At 67.6% G+C, this 16313-nt stretch carries 12 protein-coding genes; 9 read left to right on the forward strand and 3 right to left on the reverse strand.

Features of this window, described 5'->3' with window-relative positions:
* The first annotated feature begins 589 nt into the window (after window positions 1-589).
* Entirely contained in the window at window positions 590-1456 is an 867-nt protein-coding gene (locus FrCorBMG51_RS15765) for a helix-turn-helix domain-containing protein (protein WP_047223828.1), read from the forward strand.
* Window positions 1457-1547: 91 nt separating this feature from the next.
* On the opposite strand, the gene FrCorBMG51_RS15770 is transcribed toward FrCorBMG51_RS15765, so the two are convergent.
* Complete coding sequence (locus tag FrCorBMG51_RS15770; RefSeq protein WP_047223829.1) at window positions 1548-1784, reverse strand: DUF397 domain-containing protein; 237 nt, start codon at window positions 1782-1784, stop codon at window positions 1548-1550.
* A gap of 796 nt (window positions 1785-2580) precedes the next feature.
* On the opposite strand from FrCorBMG51_RS15770, the gene FrCorBMG51_RS15775 reads away from it, so the two are divergent.
* A complete protein-coding gene (locus FrCorBMG51_RS15775) occupies window positions 2581-3606 on the forward strand; it encodes a hypothetical protein (RefSeq protein ID WP_047223830.1) in 1026 nt (341 codons plus the stop codon).
* A gap of 415 nt (window positions 3607-4021) precedes the next feature.
* Here FrCorBMG51_RS15775 and FrCorBMG51_RS15780 read toward each other — a convergent pair whose 3' ends face one another.
* Together FrCorBMG51_RS15780 and FrCorBMG51_RS15785 are read right to left on the reverse strand one after the other, a co-directional pair.
* Window positions 4022-5359 carry an alkaline phosphatase PhoX gene (locus tag FrCorBMG51_RS15780; protein ID WP_047223831.1) on the reverse strand — a complete coding sequence of 446 codons (1338 nt, stop codon included), beginning with the start codon at window positions 5357-5359 and terminating at the stop codon, window positions 4022-4024.
* A gap of 392 nt (window positions 5360-5751) precedes the next feature.
* Window positions 5752-6018: a SemiSWEET family sugar transporter gene (locus FrCorBMG51_RS15785; protein ID WP_047223832.1), complete on the reverse strand. Its 267-nt coding sequence runs from the start codon at window positions 6016-6018 to the stop codon at window positions 5752-5754.
* 561 nt (window positions 6019-6579) lie between these two features.
* Here FrCorBMG51_RS15785 and FrCorBMG51_RS25385 point away from each other — a divergent pair.
* The 7 genes from FrCorBMG51_RS25385 (at window position 6580) to FrCorBMG51_RS15825 (ending at window position 16118) form a co-directional block, all read left to right on the forward strand.
* The gene (locus tag FrCorBMG51_RS25385; protein WP_157180525.1) at window positions 6580-8424 is read left to right on the forward strand and encodes a hypothetical protein; all 1845 of its coding nucleotides are present in this window, start codon (window positions 6580-6582) and stop codon (window positions 8422-8424) included.
* A gap of 42 nt (window positions 8425-8466) precedes the next feature.
* A complete protein-coding gene (locus FrCorBMG51_RS15800; protein ID WP_157180526.1) occupies window positions 8467-8730 on the forward strand; it encodes a hypothetical protein in 264 nt (87 codons plus the stop codon).
* Window positions 8727-9470 carry an alpha-ketoglutarate-dependent dioxygenase AlkB gene (locus FrCorBMG51_RS15805; RefSeq protein ID WP_047223833.1) on the forward strand — a complete coding sequence of 248 codons (744 nt, stop codon included), beginning with the start codon at window positions 8727-8729 and terminating at the stop codon, window positions 9468-9470. The genes FrCorBMG51_RS15800 and FrCorBMG51_RS15805 overlap by 4 nt, the downstream gene beginning before the upstream one ends.
* A gap of 75 nt (window positions 9471-9545) precedes the next feature.
* Complete coding sequence (locus FrCorBMG51_RS15810) at window positions 9546-10637, forward strand: phosphotransferase enzyme family protein (RefSeq protein ID WP_047223834.1); 1092 nt, start codon at window positions 9546-9548, stop codon at window positions 10635-10637.
* Between the two features lie 109 nt (window positions 10638-10746).
* A complete protein-coding gene (locus FrCorBMG51_RS32610; protein WP_047223835.1) occupies window positions 10747-11337 on the forward strand; it encodes a methylated-DNA--[protein]-cysteine S-methyltransferase in 591 nt (196 codons plus the stop codon).
* 910 nt (window positions 11338-12247) lie between these two features.
* A complete protein-coding gene (locus FrCorBMG51_RS15820; RefSeq protein WP_047223836.1) occupies window positions 12248-13846 on the forward strand; it encodes a helix-turn-helix domain-containing protein in 1599 nt (532 codons plus the stop codon).
* Between the two features lie 313 nt (window positions 13847-14159).
* The gene (locus FrCorBMG51_RS15825; RefSeq protein ID WP_086055488.1) at window positions 14160-16118 is read left to right on the forward strand and encodes a GMC family oxidoreductase N-terminal domain-containing protein; all 1959 of its coding nucleotides are present in this window, start codon (window positions 14160-14162) and stop codon (window positions 16116-16118) included.
* Window positions 16119-16313: the final 195 nt, after the last annotated feature.

The following is a 16313-nucleotide window of genomic DNA, read 5'->3' on the forward strand; positions in this document are numbered from 1 at the left end:
GCGGGTGCCGCCAGCAGTGGCACCAAGCCACGGATGCGCCCACACCCTGTTCCAGAGGAGCCGCCCCGCGACCGCCCTGCCATCCCCTTGCAGCCAGCTGGCCATCCCGCCGACATCGTCGTCCGTCCGTCCGCCCCGGGGATCGACGATCCTCCGGTGCCCGGATTCACACCACATGGCGGGAAGACATTCCGCGCCAGGGCCGGCGGCCCGGAAAGGCGATCGTGAATGCCTCATTGGCATGTCCGGGTACCGGTCCGCCGACCGGTACCCGATCGCATTGCCGCGCTGTCGGCGGTGAACCGTCGTGGCCCCGGAACGCCGGACGGCCATGACGACGGGCACTGTTCCGGTGATCGGTGACGGCGTCATCGGCGTCGTCGAACACCGGGTGTGTCCGTGGGTTGTCATCACGGCCTCCCCGGAACCCCCTGTGTGCGTGACATCAGCACAGCTGCCTGCACATCATGGCGTTCGTTGCGTGCAAATGCAAGGCGCGGGTGCACGTGCAGAAGGTGTCGGAACCTGTCAGGTCGTGAAGATCGGATGTCATACTCTTGTGATCAGACGACGGTGAAGGGGGCAGGTTGTGACGGCGCTTGAGTCCGGTGGGGGTCCCACCGTGCGCCGGATTCTCCTCGGCTCCCTGTTGCGGCGGCTGCGCGAGGAGAAGGGCATCAGCCGGGAGGACGCCGGGTACAGCATTCGAGGCTCCGAATCCAAGATCAGCCGTTTGGAGCTGGGGCGGGTCAGCTTCAAAGAGCGGGACGTGGCCGATCTGCTCACCCTCTACGGCGTCACAGACGATGCCGAGCGAGCGCCGCTGATGGAACTGGTCCGGGAAGCCAACACGCCGGGCTGGTGGCAGAATTTCACCGACGTCCTCCCGAGCTGGTTTCAGTCGTACCTGGGCCTGGAAGAGGCCGCGACGTTGATCCGGACCTACGAGGTGCAGTTCATCCCGGGCCTGCTCCAGACCGAGGACTATGCGCGCGCTGTCATAACGCTCGGCAACAGCGGGGCCCGGCCCAAGGACATCGAGCGTCGGATCAGCGTGCGGATGAACCGTCAGAAGCTGCTTGCCAGACCGTCGCATCCCAGATTGTGGGTCGTGATCGACGAGGCCGCGCTGCGGCGTCCACTTGGCGGCCCCGCGGTGATGCGCGCTCAACTGGAACATCTGATCAAGCTGGCGAGTCAGCCCAATCTCAGCCTGCAGATCATGCCTTTCCGCTTTGGTGGGCATGCGGCCGAGGGCGGTGCCTTCTCCATCCTGCGTTTCCCCGAAGCGGACCTGCCGGACATCGTCTACATCGAGCAACTCGCCGGCGCGGTCTACCTGGACAAGCGGGAGGACGTGGACCGCTACATGGAGGCGATGGATCGTCTCTGCGTCGACAGTGTGCCTCCCGCCGCCAGTATCGAGGCGCTGAACAAGATCATAAACGAGCTCTGATCGGGGGGAAGCCCGCACCGGGCGGGCTGAAGCAGGCGGACTACCCCAGCCCCCGCGCGGACGGTACAGCTCAGGCCCCGGCGGACCAGCGCTACCGCAGGAATTCGTCGAAGTCGCCGTCCCTGGCCCCTAGGATGAGCGCCTCGATCTCGGCCTGGGTGTAGATCAGGGCCGGGCCGTTCGGGTCCCTGGAGTTGCGGACCGCGATGATCTCCGATGACAGCCTTGCCAGCTCGACACAGTTTCCCTGGGAGTTGCTGCGCCGGCTTTTCTTCCAGACGACCACTGGTAACGCGGTTGTGGAAATCCCGTTGTAGATCTCGGGCAAGTTGGCCTCCTTCGTGTGACGGGACTGAAAACGATATGATTATGGTTTCCGGCATCCGGGATGCCGCTCGGATCCGGGTGCGGCAGCAGGTCCGGAAGGCTCAGCCTCTCCGGGCCGCCGCTGGAAGCCGGTCCCGGGCGCTCGGTAGGTATCGCGGGCTCGACCTCGGGACCGTAGCGATCGCGACACGAAATACGACCTGATCCAGTACCGCGGATGCTGCTTGGCTCCGGCTCCGGCTCCGGCTCCGGGGCCGGGGGGTGACGGTCGCGACCCCGCCTCCTGTGTGGACCACGTTCCCTCCCCCTCTGCCGATGAGCAACTGGGCGGTCGAGCATTAGCGCGTGCATATGCACGTACTTTGCGGGAAGGATACAGCACGGTCATTCGCACGTGCATATGCGAGACCTGCTCCGGGGCATGGTTGCCGGGCGCGTACTTCGGCCGATCTGCTGGCCGGCATCCCTCCATCCGGCCCAGGCGTACCGGCGCGGACGGGAAATCGTGATCATTCTCGTTGTTCGAGTGTTGGTTGCCTTCTGATCGTCGGCATCATGACGCTTCTCGGTGGGTGTGGAGTGCTTCCCGGCCGTTCGGGCGTGGAGGTCCGGAGTGTGGGGCCCGGTGCGTGGAGGGCCACCCGGGATGTGGTGACCTTCGCCGGCAGCATGTGTTGCGGATGGTTCCGATCCGCTAGTATTCTTACTATCTGTAATACGGTTAATTCTCGTCGTTATCGCCGCGTACGGTTCACCCGCTGCGGGGCACCACCGCTTGGCCAACCTGGGGGACGGTCATGGTGCTGGGACGGGTCGAGCGGATCGAACGGGTCGTCGAACAGGGCGCGGCGGTTGAGCAGGTCACGGCCGAAGCCAGCCTGCGTGCGTTGCGCAACCAGTGGGACGAGGTCGGGCAGCAGCTTCTCGATCTGCTGAGAACCCCCGAACTGCTGCGGATCACCGAGCTGGATCGTCGGCTCACCGGTTTCGACATCGCAGCCTTCCGCTCCGCGAGCACACGCGTCGAGCGGGACCAGCGTGTCGAGGAGCTCGTTGCCGCCCGCGACAGCGCCAAACGCCGGTTGTGGGAGGCCGAGCGGGTCCGTGACAGTTGCCGGTCGGCTGCCAGCGACGCGGCCGCAGCCCTCGCCGCGGTCGAGCGGGCACGTTCTGATCTCGCCGAGGTCATCCGGTTACGCACCGAGGTTCAGCGGTTGGAGGCCAGGGCCGCGCACACCGCCTCCATGGCGCTCTTCGCCGAGAGGCGGCTACGGGACGCCCGCAGACAGCGGACCAGACTTGCCAACGACTGGCGGAGCGACCGGTTCGGCAACCGCAACGAGCGATCGCGTCTCGGTAGCCTCGTGTCGCGGCGGCAGGCCGAGTTCGGCGCGGCCGTGACGGCAGCCGCCGAGGCGGACCGTCTGCTCTGCCAGCACCGCGCACGTGTCGAGCCACTGATAGCCGCTCATGAACGGGCCGCCACGTCGGTGACCGTCGAGGAGATCGCCCGCCGGGACGCCGCCGCGGGCCAGGCATGGTCGGCGCTTGCGGAGGCGAACCGGGCGTGTCGTGCTGTCGCCGAGGAAGCCGATCGTTGTGAGGCGGCCCTGGCAGAGGCGGCCCGACAGCCAGGTGCGACCGATGAGGACCGGAAAACGGTCGAGGACGCGGAACACGCAGGCTGTCCGGCGCTTGTCCGTGAGCGGGAGCGCCTGGTGGAACTCGTCGCCCCGCTGCTCGCCCGCCGCAGGGAACTGGAACGGCGCTACGAGCGACTGCTCGCCGATACGGCGAGATATCCATCGAAGGAAGCCTGCTGACCGGCCGACGAACTGACGGGAGACGGCGCGGACCGGCAAGAAGGCAGGGCAGAGGGTCCAGGAAAGGACGTAACGGGGCCGCTGGCCCTGCCTGCCATACGGCCAGTCAGGTCCTGGCCGGCCGGGGAATCGAAAACAAAAATCTACAGGATCTTGTCAAATGCAAAACAAGAACTCGAAGGAAGGGGCGGGAAAGATCGGAAGGAAGGCGTGAAGGGCCGAGGACCGCTCCGAGCCCCGTCTGTACGACCAGCTGGATCGTGGCGTGGTCGCAGGTCGGAGCGCTGCTATAGATCTTGACTGGAGAGTTCCGCGTAACCCGCACCGGTGACGCCGTGGCGTTGTCGTGTCGCTTCGGCTCCGACAACGCCACGGACGGGACCTCTACCTCTGTCGTGTCTGCCCTCCTGCTTGCCTACCTGGCTCGCCAGGGACCGGTGATCGCGATGGTCAGGCCGTCGACCTGGGCGTTGGCATACAGCCATGTGCCGTCCGGGGAGAACGTCACACCGGCCCACTCGCCGTCGGAGTGAGCGTTGCGTGCCAGCGGGTAGACGGTGCCGTCGTCACCCACGACGGTCAGGTAGTTCTCACCGTCGCCGTCCTCGGCGAGCACGATGCTGCTGCCGTAGGGAGAGATGGTGATGTTGTCAGGGCCGTCGAAACGCCCGCCCGGGGCGATCCTGACCACCAGTTCGATGGTCGACTTCCGCGGGTTGAACTCCCAGACCTGCCCCTCGTGCACACCTGCCAGCCTGGAGCTGGCCTTGGCATAGCTGGAGACGATGTAGGCGCTTGTCCGCTCCCAGAAGATTCCCTCGGCCTTGGATACGCGGGTGACCGCGTTGTCGGCGAACTGCTTGCGGACCGACGTGGTCGTCGCGTCCGGATCGGGCACGTCGACCCAGGTGACCGGCAGTATGGTGCCGAGTTCGGTGAACACGGAGAGATCGGGTACGCCGGCCACCGCGAGCGCCTGCAGCTTCCCGCCCGCCCGCAGGCTGCCCGGGCCGCCCAGCGGCTTCGCCGGCAGGAACCGGTAGATCAGCCCGAGCGGCGAGCCCGCGTCCTCGGTGAGATACAGGATCCCGGTCTTGGGGTCGACCGCGACCGCCTCGTGCGCAAAGCGTCCGAGCGCTTTCAATGGGACGGCCTCGGCGTCGTTCAGGCGGCCCTGGGGGTCCACTTCGAAAACGTAACCGTGCCTCTTGGTCAGGCGGGCGTCATCGGCCGGAGTCAGTTCGGTCTCCTCGCACGACAGCCATGTTCCCCAGGGGGTGTTGCCGCCGGCGCAGTTACGGATCGTTCCGGCGAGGCTCGCCACCTGCGAGAGCAGTTGGCCGCCCTCGACCGTGACGGTGGTGGTGCCACCCGCGGCACCCGGGTCGTAGACGATCCCGGGCAGGTGCGGAACCGGGTCCGTCGCACCCGGGGAAAGCTCGTGGTTACGTACCAGTACCGCATTGTTGCGCTTGCGTCCGGGAAAGGCGAACGAGCCGTCCGGGAGTCCCGGAAGTTTCTCGCCCGTCTGCAGCGTGTCCACACCGGCTCGGGAGAGAACCTTGTACTGGAAGCCCTTGGGGAGATCGACGATTTTTGCGGGGTCGGGGATGAGCTCCCCATAGCCGTGGAACCCGTTCGGCGCCGCGGCCGAGGCAGTCTCACCGAAGATCGAACCGACCGCTCCTGAAAACACGAATCCCAGACCCGCCGTTCCGGTACCGGCGATGACCTGGCGACGACTTACAGACATGGGTCTTGTCCCCTCTTTGAAACACCGGGTCCGCACGTTTGCAGACCCATATGGCCACGAGGCGACACCCAGTCGAACGGCAGTCGACCACTTGATCGATGTATTCCGCCGGATACTGATTGTAGGGGTGGGTTGGCGTCATCAGAAGTTCATCGGAAATTCTGCTTTTCGGGAATATCGGATTCTGTTCGCGACCCGTCGGGGGCCACCGGGCCCGCTCCTCCCGCGGACGATGCCTGCCATGAGCCTGCCACGAACTCCTGCTCGGATCGTCCCGCTCCGCATGTGCGGCCGCCGGTCAGGTCCGGATGGATGCGACCGGAAACGCGATCGTCCACGCTCCGCACGCGCGGGCCGCCGGGGCCGTGCCCTCGCTACCGCCGTGTCGGTCGTCATGTGGTTTTCCGGGCTTCGCGGTCGAACGAGGCCTTCAGGCCTGCCAGTGTGATGATGGCGCTGGCGGTCGCCCCGTTCGCCAGGATGATCGTCATTTCGTTGGTGAGCAGGCCATAGCTCAGCCACAGAGTCACCCCCAGTCCGAGGATGCCCAGATAGGTCCAGGAGATATCCCTGGCGGACCGTGTCCGCCAGGACCGCAGGAGCTGTGGCAGCCAGCATCCCGTCGTCAAGGCGCCTGCCAGCAGACCCAGTATCGTCATCCGCGTCCCCTCCCGTTGTTCCGGTCGAGGATATAGCCGAGGATATAGGGGCCTGCTGGACGTGCTCTAAAAGAAAGGTGCTCACTGGCTGGCTGCCCCCTGACCGTGCTGGTCGTGCTGTGGCCTGACCTGCGGCTGTGTTGTTTGTGCGTTCGAGGAGCGGGCGTCCTGTGATGCTTGTCATAGCGCTCCATGCGCGCTCTTGTGCCGACGCGCGGACGAATCCGTGTACCCACAGTAGCCGGTATCTCGATGTCGTCAACGCCGAATGTCAGCTGCCTGTCCGCTGCGCGGGATGCTGTCGTCGAGTGTACCCGAGCGGCTTCGCCGTGACCATTCGGTGGAGCCGTGAACATTTGGCGGGGGTCGCCAAATGTTCTGGCATGAAATCCTTGGCGGAGGGGTGCGTGCGGCCGGTTCTCGCGTTACCGTTCATATGTCCACGTTGGTCGCCTGGCTTCGCCCCTGACCCGCCGGAGTGATGGGCATGTACGTGCAGATCGACTGGCCGTTTACAGGCTGGTGCAACTGGCCCGCATATTCTTCTGGTCGTGGGCCGAAATGAGTCGGCCCGTGGGCTGGGACGTTCTCGGCCTGGACGCCGATCCGGCGCCGGGTGACCCCTTTGCCGTGTGGGATCTCGCGCGCCGGCTCCTGGAGTTCGCCGCGGACGTGGAATGTGCCCGCGGCCAGGTCGTCACGCTGACCGCTGACGGGGCGGCGCGGTCCTGGCTGGGACGGGCCGGCGACGCCTACCGAGACGAGCTCGGTGAACTCCCCGGGCAGCTGCGCACGCTCGAGATGTCCCACCGCATGGTCGGGGACGCACTGAACGCCTACAGGCCGGTCCTGGAGACGGCACAGGCACAGGCGGATGCCGCGCTCGCGAGAGGCCGGGACGCCCACGCCCGCCGGGACCAGGCCCGGGCGCTGGCCGCTCTGGCACGGAGCACGCTGATTTCCGCGTCGCCCGTGCTGGCCATACCTGCCCCTGTATCTGACCCTGTCATACCTGGCGTGTCCGGCGCGATCGCCCCGAGCCTCCTCACCGGCCCGGTCGAGGTGCCTCCACCTGATCCGGCCCGGGTCGCGCGGGCGATCCGTGACCGTGACGTGGCCGTGGCCCATCTCGAGCAGGCGAGAAAATCCTTCCAGGACGCGCAGGCCGACCTGGATATGGCCTGCCGCCTCGCCTCGTCCGCGCGGCAGATGCGGGAGGATGCCGCGACGATCTGCGCGGCCGCGATCCGTGCAGCTTCCCGGGCGGGAATCCGGAACAGGCCCCGGCATTTCTGGGAGGCTCTGACAGAACGGGCCGGACGGTTCTGGAACGCGGCTGTCCGGGTCGCGAAAATCACCGTTGCCGTCCTGGGCGTGGTCGCGCTCGTCATCGGTGGGCCGGCCGCGTGGGTGGTGCTCGCCGCCGCGCTCGTGGTCCTTGCCGACACCCTCGCCCGGTATGGTGCCGGCCGGGCGTCCCTGGGGGATGTCGGGCTCGCGTTGCTCGACTGCGTTCCCGGCAGCAGAGGGCTTGTCACGCTCGGCGGACTCGCTCGCGGCGTCCGCGGCGCCGGCCAGGTCCTGCGCGGGGGCCGGCTCCTCACACGCTCCACGCCGGCAGCCGGCGGTACTCGCCTTACGTCGTTGGCCGCCGAGATCCGGGGCTCCGGGGCACGCACCAGTAGGTCGGCACGGAACTTTCCGGCCCGGAATCCGTCGGCGGGCGAGGGCACCGCGGATGCTGGCAGCGTGCTGCCCACCGTCGACGGCGCGGTCACCGGTCGGGCAGGTGCGGTGGGGTGGGCCGGTGACGGAGGGCTCACGCTCACCGCTGAACAGAATGCCGCCGTGGATCGTTTCCTGGCTCAGGCCGCCGGGGCGGAACCAGATATTCGTGTGCCATTATCATTACTGGTGGCACGTCAACCAGACGCCGAGCTGGTGGGTCTTGACCAGGCGTTGAAATCCGTCGACTCCCTGAAACGGAAGGCCGCCGTCACATTGCTCAACGCCCCCAACGTCTCGATCGGCGAGGCACTTGCCCGTATCCGGGACTCGATCCGCTACACCGTCCGCCTACCCGCGGACACCTACAGCGGGGCGGTGCATGACATCGTGACGAGCCTGCGTTCCCATGGCTTCGAGCAGCTCGACTTCAAGAACGGATGGGGAGGCGACGGCTATCAGGGGATCAATTCGACCTGGCGCGATCCGGGATCCGGCCGGGCATTCGAGCTGCAGCTGCACACCGCTGACAGTTTCGACGCGAAAACGATCACGCATGCACTGTACGAGCAGGCCCGGTTACCCAGCACCAGCGCGGCGCGTCGAAGCGAACTGGACGCGGAACAGAACGCGGTCTTCGCCCGGGTACCTGTTCCGGCCGGCGCCGTGGATCTGACGTAGGGAGTGGAGACACAGGGAGTGGATCTGACGTAAGGAGCCATGGTGAGCCGGACGACATACTACTTCGCGACCAATCCGCTGATTCCAGGAAAAGGGGTGATAAGCATCTTCCGTCGCCGGAACGGTCCGCTGCCCGCGGACGAGGTGTTCTCCCGGGACGGACGATGGCACGCGACCGACTACCTTCGTCTCTACCGGCTCGGGCATGATGACGACGATCTCGTCGAGGTTTCCGAGGCGGACGCGAACGCCCTCATCGACACGTGGACGCGCGCGTGGGGACTCGTCGACAGGGAGCGGACATGACATCCGATTTCCCCGCCCCAGCCGGGACGTCCGATCCTGGGCCGGACGCTTCCGTCGGGACGGCTGGGGAGGGCGCCCGCGGTACCAGCCTGATCGCCCCGGGCGCCACCTTCGAGCGGATTCAGCTGGATGACCGTTCCTGGATCGACGTGGCGCGTAACTGGATGACCGGCGCGGAGCAGCTCTACGCCGAACTGGCCCGCACCCTGCCGTGGAAACAGGGCAGCGCGTGGCGTTATGAGCGCTACCTGGAGGAACCGCGGCTCACCGCCTGGATCGCCCGTGGCCGGGCGGTGCCCTCTCCCGCCCTGCTTGAGGCCTACCGCGCGTTGCGCCGGCGCTACCAGGTTGATTTCGACGGGTTCGGATTGTCCTGGTACCGGGACGGCAACGACAGCGTCGGTTTTCATCGGGACCGGGAGATGCGCTGGCTCGACAACACGGTGATCGCGATACTCACGACGGGTGCTCGCCGGCCGTTCCTGGTGAAGTCCCGCCATGTGCCTGCCGGGCGGCGGATTCTGAACGACGACAGCGACGCCCGTGATCTCGCTCCGGGTCCGGGTGACCTACTTGTTCTCGGCGGACGTTGCCAGGCCGACTGGCTGCACGCCGTGCCCAAGGTGCCCGGGGTGGTGGAGGGGCGGATCTCTGTCCAGTGGCGGTGGACGTCCCGGACAGGCCCACCGGAGCGAGGCCCCGGCTACGGGGCGCCGCGTACCTTCTCCCGCCCCCGATGACCTCCCGCCCCCGATGGACCTGCCCGTTCCCGCCGGCTGCCGGACGCGAACCGCCGCCTGATTACGATCAGCGCTGTGCTTCCCGACCTCGGGTGGCCTGGCCTCGACCGGGCGCATGCGCTGGCCGAGCGGGCGCTCACCTCATATGATCTTGGTTCTGCTCCCACCGTCAGTTTTCTGGGAGTTTCGGAGAACATCACATACCAGGTGGACGACCTGGCCGGGGGCCGCCGATGGGCGTTACGGCTGTACCGGCCCGGCTACCATCCGCTTGAGGAGATCATTTCGGAGCTGGCCTGGATCCAGGCGCTGCGTCATGACGGTGTCATCCGTACACCGCGGGTGGTCCCGAGCCGGGACGGAGAACTGGTGACGGTGATCGCATATGATCAATCCGTTCTGGGAGCACGGTCAGCTGGTTTTGGTGAGCCGCGCTATGCGGCGCTCTTCGAGTGGGTGCGGGGATCCTCGCCGCACCCGTCGGACGCCGTGGGTCTCCTACGTGGGTTCAGCGCGCTGGGTGAGATCACGGCGCGGCTACACCAGCATGCCCGTGCCTGGCGGCCTCCGGCTGGCTTCACCCGGTTCGCCTGGACGTGGCGGACGACCCTCGGATCGCAGGGCCGGTGGGGGAGCTGGCAGGACGGGATCCGTATCGCCGCCAACGGCGATCAGAACGGGCTGAAGGTGATCGACAGTGGCGGGATCGCCGTCCTGACGCGGGCGGTCGGGGAGATCCGCCGCAGGATTGAGCGGTTCGGTACCGGCCCGGACCGGTTCGGTCTCGTCCACGCGGACATGCGCCTGGCGAACCTGCTGGTCGACGGGCGGTCGGAGGAGCCCACGGTCATCGACTTCGACGACTGCGGGTTCAGCTGGTACCTCTTCGACCTGGCCGCGTCCCTGTCCTTCATCGAGCATCGGCCCGAGGTGGGTGACCTCGTCGAGGCCTGGCTCGCCTCCTACCGACGGCACGTGCCCGTGTCGGCCGAGGAGGAGAGCATGATCGCAACGTTCGTCCTGTTGCGCAGGCTGCTGCTGGTGGCCTGGCTGGGCTCCCATCCGGAGGCGGACGCGGTTGCCAGCGTTGCCGAGTACGCGACGACGTCCTGCGATCTTGCGGATGACTACCTGAGTGGATCATGTTCATCGCTTCTTCGGCCATAAGCATGTGATCTTCGCACGCATCCCGTGCTGTTGTGACCCAGTCGTTTCCCCCTGTAGTAGCCGAACGGTAGCGTCAGTGCCCGTGGAGGGCGTTACCCGATATGCAAGGATGAGCTCCCCGTTGGGGCCGTTGCTGCTCGCCGGTGATGATGTTGGCCTGCGCGCGATCCACATGGGGGAGCCAACAGCGGGGTCCCGGTGGCCGGATGCCATCGAGCCGGATCCGACGTCCCTGCGGGACGTGATCGAACAGCTTGAGGCGTATTTCATCGGTGATCTGCTTACTTTCGACGTCCCACTGCATCCGGTCGGCACACCGTTCCAGCGCGCGGTGTGGGAGGCGGTGGCGGCCATCCCCTACGGCGCGACCAGCAGCTACGCGGAGATCGCCAAAGCCGTCGGACGGCCGTCGGCCTTCCGTGCGGTGGGGCTCGCCAACGGCCGCAACCCGATCCCGATCATCATTCCGTGCCATCGCGTGATCGGCTCCAGCGGCTCTCTGACGGGTTACGCCGGTGGCATCGGCCGTAAGCGGCACCTTCTCGATCTCGAACGTCGCACCCTTGGCCGCGGCTACCAGGCTGATCTCGAGCTCGCTACCCTCGATTCCGGAGATCTCGACTCCGCCGGGCTTGGGCCGCGTCGGTCGGCCTCGGAAGAATCGATCATGGCTGTCCCGTCGCCTCGGACCGCGATGTAAACGGTTGTGCGTCAGGGCTGGGCGGCAGGACCCGACAGCCGCTGAATCGATCATATTTTCGTTGTGTAGCGTTTTGTTTTGTACTTCTACAGGATGCGGTTGAGATGTTGTGCGGCTCGCCCCGATCCTTGGCGCGTCCGATTCGTCGATCTTTTGGGTTCGTGACCCGATCACTTGATGTATCCTTTTGGGTATCCGATGATTTTGTGGTGTTCGGGGCGCTTCGTCGCCGACAGGGGATCATCTCGACAGGCGCTGCTATCCGCCTCCCTCTTTGCGTGGATGGCTGGGATGACCGCCAAAAGAAATGAATCAGTTACCCAATTTTGACACAACGACTTCGTGAAGTTGTGTTGTCCTCGTGTGGCGATGGTGGCCGGCGGGCACCTCGTCGTTCTTGCTGACGGAGTACCTTGCTTGAACGCGGATCGAACGATGTCGGCGTGTCCGACAATAGGATCTTGGATCGAGGAATGAGGGTGGGGGCGTGCATCCGGGCCCACTGGATCAGCTTCCGGACCGCTGGATCAGCGTGACTGATCCAGTAGGAACCCCGGAATCGGTGGGAACCCCGGAGGCACCGGTAAATATGATCGTGTCACTTCTGACCCGACGGTGACGGAGGAATCCGGGCCGTCGGTGGCGCACCGGGAACGCGATCGTTCCGTCTTTGGCCCGGGGCGTGCCTGATGGATGTTGGTCGTCTGGGCGCCGCTCGCGCGACCAGGCATCCATCGGACACGCCATAGGTCGAGGCGTCCGCCGTCACGTCGGACGCTGCCTCTGGCGACGTGGCATGACGTGATGTGACATGGCGTCTCCGGATGATGTGGAGTTCCCGGCGGGAAGCTCTCCGCTGTCAGCTAGGGACGCGCTGTTTGGTCGGTACCAACTGGGCGGAAGGAGGAATGTGGCCGACAACACACGGGTGCCGGATGCGAAGGCCGCAGCCGGCAGGCAGCTTGCCATCCCTGGCGTGCTGGTACTCATGCCCACACCCGATTCCGGTACACCAGTGGCGGATCCCTCGGCCTGGCAACGCGCGGTGCTGCGCTCGCGCCTCCCGCGCGCCGCCAAGCTCGTCGCGCTCGCGCTTGCCAGCCACTGCGGCGTCCGTGTTGGCGAGCCGGTAGTCCCGGGCCTGGACGAATCCATCGCGGTCTGCTCTCCGGGGCTGGTGACGCTGGCCTCCGAGACCGGCTACAGCCGTACCCACGTGCAACGACAGATCAGGCTGTTGCGGGATCTGGGCTGGCTGCTCGGGCTGAGCCGGCCCGCCGTTCGCCGGCCCGCGAGCTTCGCGCTGACCATGTCCGGCCAGGTCCGCACGGGCACACCCGCGGCGGTGGCAACAGCGGTGGCAACAGCGGCAGCGGCTGGTACGTCGGTAGCGGCCGACTCGGCCGCCGCGGCCAGCACGGCCGCGCCGTATCCGGCGGGCCAACGAGCCGACGTCATGCCGGCCGCCGTGACACCTCGTCGCCGCCGGGCCGGTCTGCGGCCCGCCTCGGACCGGCCGAGCGCCGCCGCCCGACGCCGCGCCCGCATCACGGGCGCCGCCATGGCCAAGGCGCTGATGGTGGTCGGGGACAACTCCGTGGTCACCGCGTCCGTCCCCGCTGGTTCCTTCTCCGCGGCCGTGTCCCCGGTGCCTCCTCCCACGAGCATGACGGCGTCACCTTCCGTTACACGGTCCGGCGCCGTCTCGGCTGTGGACACCTCGTCCACGGCTGGTGCGGGGGCAGCAGGGAGCACACAGCCCGAATTCCCCGAGAGCGCCCAGCCCGGGAACGTTCGCTCCGAAACCGAGCAGCCGCCCGCGAGCGGGCAGAGCGGGACCGCGCCGGACGCGACCGCGCCGGACGAGGCCGTCGCCCCGGACGGGGTCATCCCGGTGATCGGGAGCCAGCCGGCTGGGATGGCGTCGGATGGGATCGCACCGGGTGCGGCCGTGCGGGCCGGGGTGGCGCCAGCGGACGGGAGTGGGCAGGCCCCCGTGGGAAGCAGCCCGGCCCAGCCCGTCTCCCCACGACGGCTGGTCGCCGAAGCGGCCGAGCAGGTCGTCGCCACGCTCGCCCGGGCCATCCGACGTGACCCGCAGACCCTTGCCGTCGCCAGGGACCGGATCGTCCACATCCTTGCCGCCGGCTTGTGGAACGCGGCGGAACTGGCCATGCACCTGGTGGACACCGTGGGCTCCAGCGCTGGAGCCGGCCGGGTGGATGACCCTGTCGACCATGTGTTGCGGCGTCTGGACCATCTGCCGGCGTCGTCCGCGGAATGCCTGTGCCGGTCGTGCCGGTCGTGGGCCCCGGCACCTGTCGCCGCTGATCACCGTGCCAGCCCGGCCGCTCCGGCTGCGGCCGCACCAGCGCAGGCCCCGTCGCCCGTGGCCATGCCGCGGCAGGTCCCGTCCGGCCTGCCAGAACTTGCCGCGATAGAGCAGGCCGCGGCCGCCGGAGCCGCGCAGGCCCGTACCCGTCCACATCGCGCCACCGGCGCTGCTTAGGGCAAGCCCCGCTCGAGCACTGTTGATGCTGGCTGGAACATCGGCTGGCTCGCCGCCGGCGGAGATGTGTTGCCTTCGCGGCCGATGCGGTGATGATGAGAGACCGTGGGCCCGCGGGTCAGGGCCTGGGACGACCACACCCGCGGCGGTCGTCCCCGCCCGGGAAGCCAACTCCGGGGGCGGGGCCCGTTCGGGGCCGGAGCCGTCCGGGTCCGCACAGACTTCCGTACGGGCTGGGGAGGGTTCCGCTGAAGAGGGCCCGCGCGGGACGACGATCTCTTGGGCGCGGGATACATGTGGTGGGGGTGAGCGTATGTCCGGTGGCGGTACGAGCGGCGGCGTGACCGGCGCCGACGGCACGACAACCCGGAGCGCGGCGAGCCGGGGCCGATTCCGCCGCCGCGAGGGGGCTCGCGCCGGGTCGGAGAAGAGCGAGCCCGCTGTGGCGGCCGGGCGCTGGACGGCCGGGCGCTGGCGGCCGCCGGNGCCGGTCCTTTCTCGCGCCAGGTCGGAAGAGTCGTCTCGCGCCGGATCGGAAGAGAGAGCGCCCGCGGGCGCGGACGCCGATGTGATCGTGATTGGTTCCGGATTCGGTGGCAGCGTCGCCGCGCTCCGACTCGCGGAAAAGGGGTACCGGGTCGTCGTTCTGGAGGCCGGCCGCAGGTTTCCCCCCGACGCGCTGCCCCGGACCAGCTGGAACATCCGCCGTTATCTGTGGGCACCCCGGCTGGGCTGCCACGGATTCCAGAAGTTCACCATGCTCGGCCGTGTGCTCGTACTGTCCGGAGCTGCTGTCGGTGGGGGCTCGGTGGTGTACGCGAACACGCTCTACCGTCCGCTGGAGGCGTTCTACACCGACCCGCAGTGGAGGCATGTCACCGACTGGCGCGAGGAGTTGGCGCCTTACTACGACCAGGCCGAACGCATGCTCGGGGTGGTGTCGAACCCGACGGTCACCTACGCCGACGAGGTATACCGGGCGGTCGCCGAGGAAATGGGTGTCGGGCACACCTTCAAACCGTCGAACGTGGGTGTCTTCTTCGGCCGGGACGGCCGGAAGGAACCCGGCGTGGAAGTCGGGGATCCCTATTTCGGGGGTGCCGGGCCGACCCGCACCGGATGCCGTGAGTGCGGCGAGTGCATGACCGGTTGTCGTTGGAACGCCAAGAACACCCTTGACCACAACTATCTCTATCTGGCCGAGAGGACCGGCGCCCAGGTCTTTCCCGACACCGAGGCCACCACCGTGCGCCCGCTGCCCGACGGCGGCTACGAGGTGGAGACGGTACGTACCGGATCCTGGGTTCGCCACCGACGGCGGACGTGGCGGGCGCGCCAGGTGGTGTTCGCCGGCGGGACGCTCGGTACCGTGCGGCTCCTGCTCACGATGCGGGACACCAGGGTGCTGCCAGCGCTTTCGGCGCGGGTCGGCGTGCTCACCCGGACGAACTCGGAGTCCATCATCGGCGCCACCAGGCTCCATCCGGACGAGCGGATCACCAGGGGCGTGGCGATAACGTCGTCCTTCTACCCGGCCGCGGACACCCATGTCGAGCCCGTCCGATACGGCCGGGGCAGCAACGCGTTGGCCCTGTTGGCCACCCTCATGACGGACGGCGGCCGGCGGATACCACGATGGCTCACATTCGTCGGCGAAGCGTTGCGTCATCCGTTTCTGTTCCTCTACGCGCCGCTGCCGTGGCGCTGGTCGGAACGCACCATGATCTCGCTGGTCATGCAGTCCCGGGACAACTCGCTCACGGTTGTCCGCCGGCGGGGCCTGTTCGGCGGGCACGGGCTGACCAGCAGGCCGGGGCACGGCGAGCCGAACCCGACCTGGATTCCGGCCGGTAACGACGCGACCCGGCGGATCGCCCGGCGTATCGGTGGTTTTCCCGGCGGCACGCTGACGGAGATTTTCGATATTCCGTTGACGGCGCACATCCTCGGTGGCGCCGCGATCGGGGATTCCCCGTCCAGTGGGGTCGTCGACCCCTATCAGCGGGTGTTCGGATATGACGGCCTGCATGTCGTCGACGGGGCGGCGATATCGGCCAATCTCGGCGTCAATCCGTCACTGACCATCGTCGCGCAGGCTGAACGCACGATGGCGATGTGGCCCAACAACGGCGAACCGGACCAGCGTCCGCCGCTCGGGTCGCCGTACCGGCGGGTCCCTCCGGTACGTCCGGTACGTCCGGCCGTACCGGAGGGTGCTCCGGCCGCCTACCGCGTCGGCCTGCCCCTGACCGTCGTCCGCGACCGTGGATGATGCTGGCGTAAGGCCCGGACGGACGCCGTGTCCAGCGTTTCCCGGGGTGCTGAGCTACCTGCTCACACTGTTGGACGGGAGCTCTCCGGGTTCTCGTTCCAGCCGATTTCGTCGGGCGATTCGGCCCCAGGACCCCTTGTCGCGGTCGTGTCGTCGGGCCCGGCCTGCTGGGGCTGTCGGACGCCGCCGCGGGCC

It is taken from the genome of Protofrankia coriariae (assembly GCF_001017755.1).
Taxonomy (GTDB): domain Bacteria; phylum Actinomycetota; class Actinomycetes; order Frankiales; family Frankiaceae; genus Protofrankia; species Protofrankia coriariae.

Bases quoted from the DNA above. Each gene is read 5' to 3' on its own strand.
- FrCorBMG51_RS15775 (WP_047223830.1), top strand. From the start codon at position 2,581: ATGGTGCTGGGACGGGTCGAGCGGATCGAACGGGTCGTCGAACAGGGC.
- FrCorBMG51_RS15780 (WP_047223831.1), bottom strand. From the start codon at position 5,359: ATGTCTGTAAGTCGTCGCCAGGTCATCGCCGGTACCGGAACGGCGGGT.
- FrCorBMG51_RS15785 (WP_047223832.1), bottom strand. From the start codon at position 6,018: ATGACGATACTGGGTCTGCTGGCAGGCGCCTTGACGACGGGATGCTGG.
- FrCorBMG51_RS25385 (WP_157180525.1), top strand. From the start codon at position 6,580: ATGAGTCGGCCCGTGGGCTGGGACGTTCTCGGCCTGGACGCCGATCCG.
- FrCorBMG51_RS15805 (WP_047223833.1), top strand. From the start codon at position 8,727: ATGACATCCGATTTCCCCGCCCCAGCCGGGACGTCCGATCCTGGGCCG.
- FrCorBMG51_RS32610 (WP_047223835.1), top strand. From the start codon at position 10,747: ATGAGCTCCCCGTTGGGGCCGTTGCTGCTCGCCGGTGATGATGTTGGC.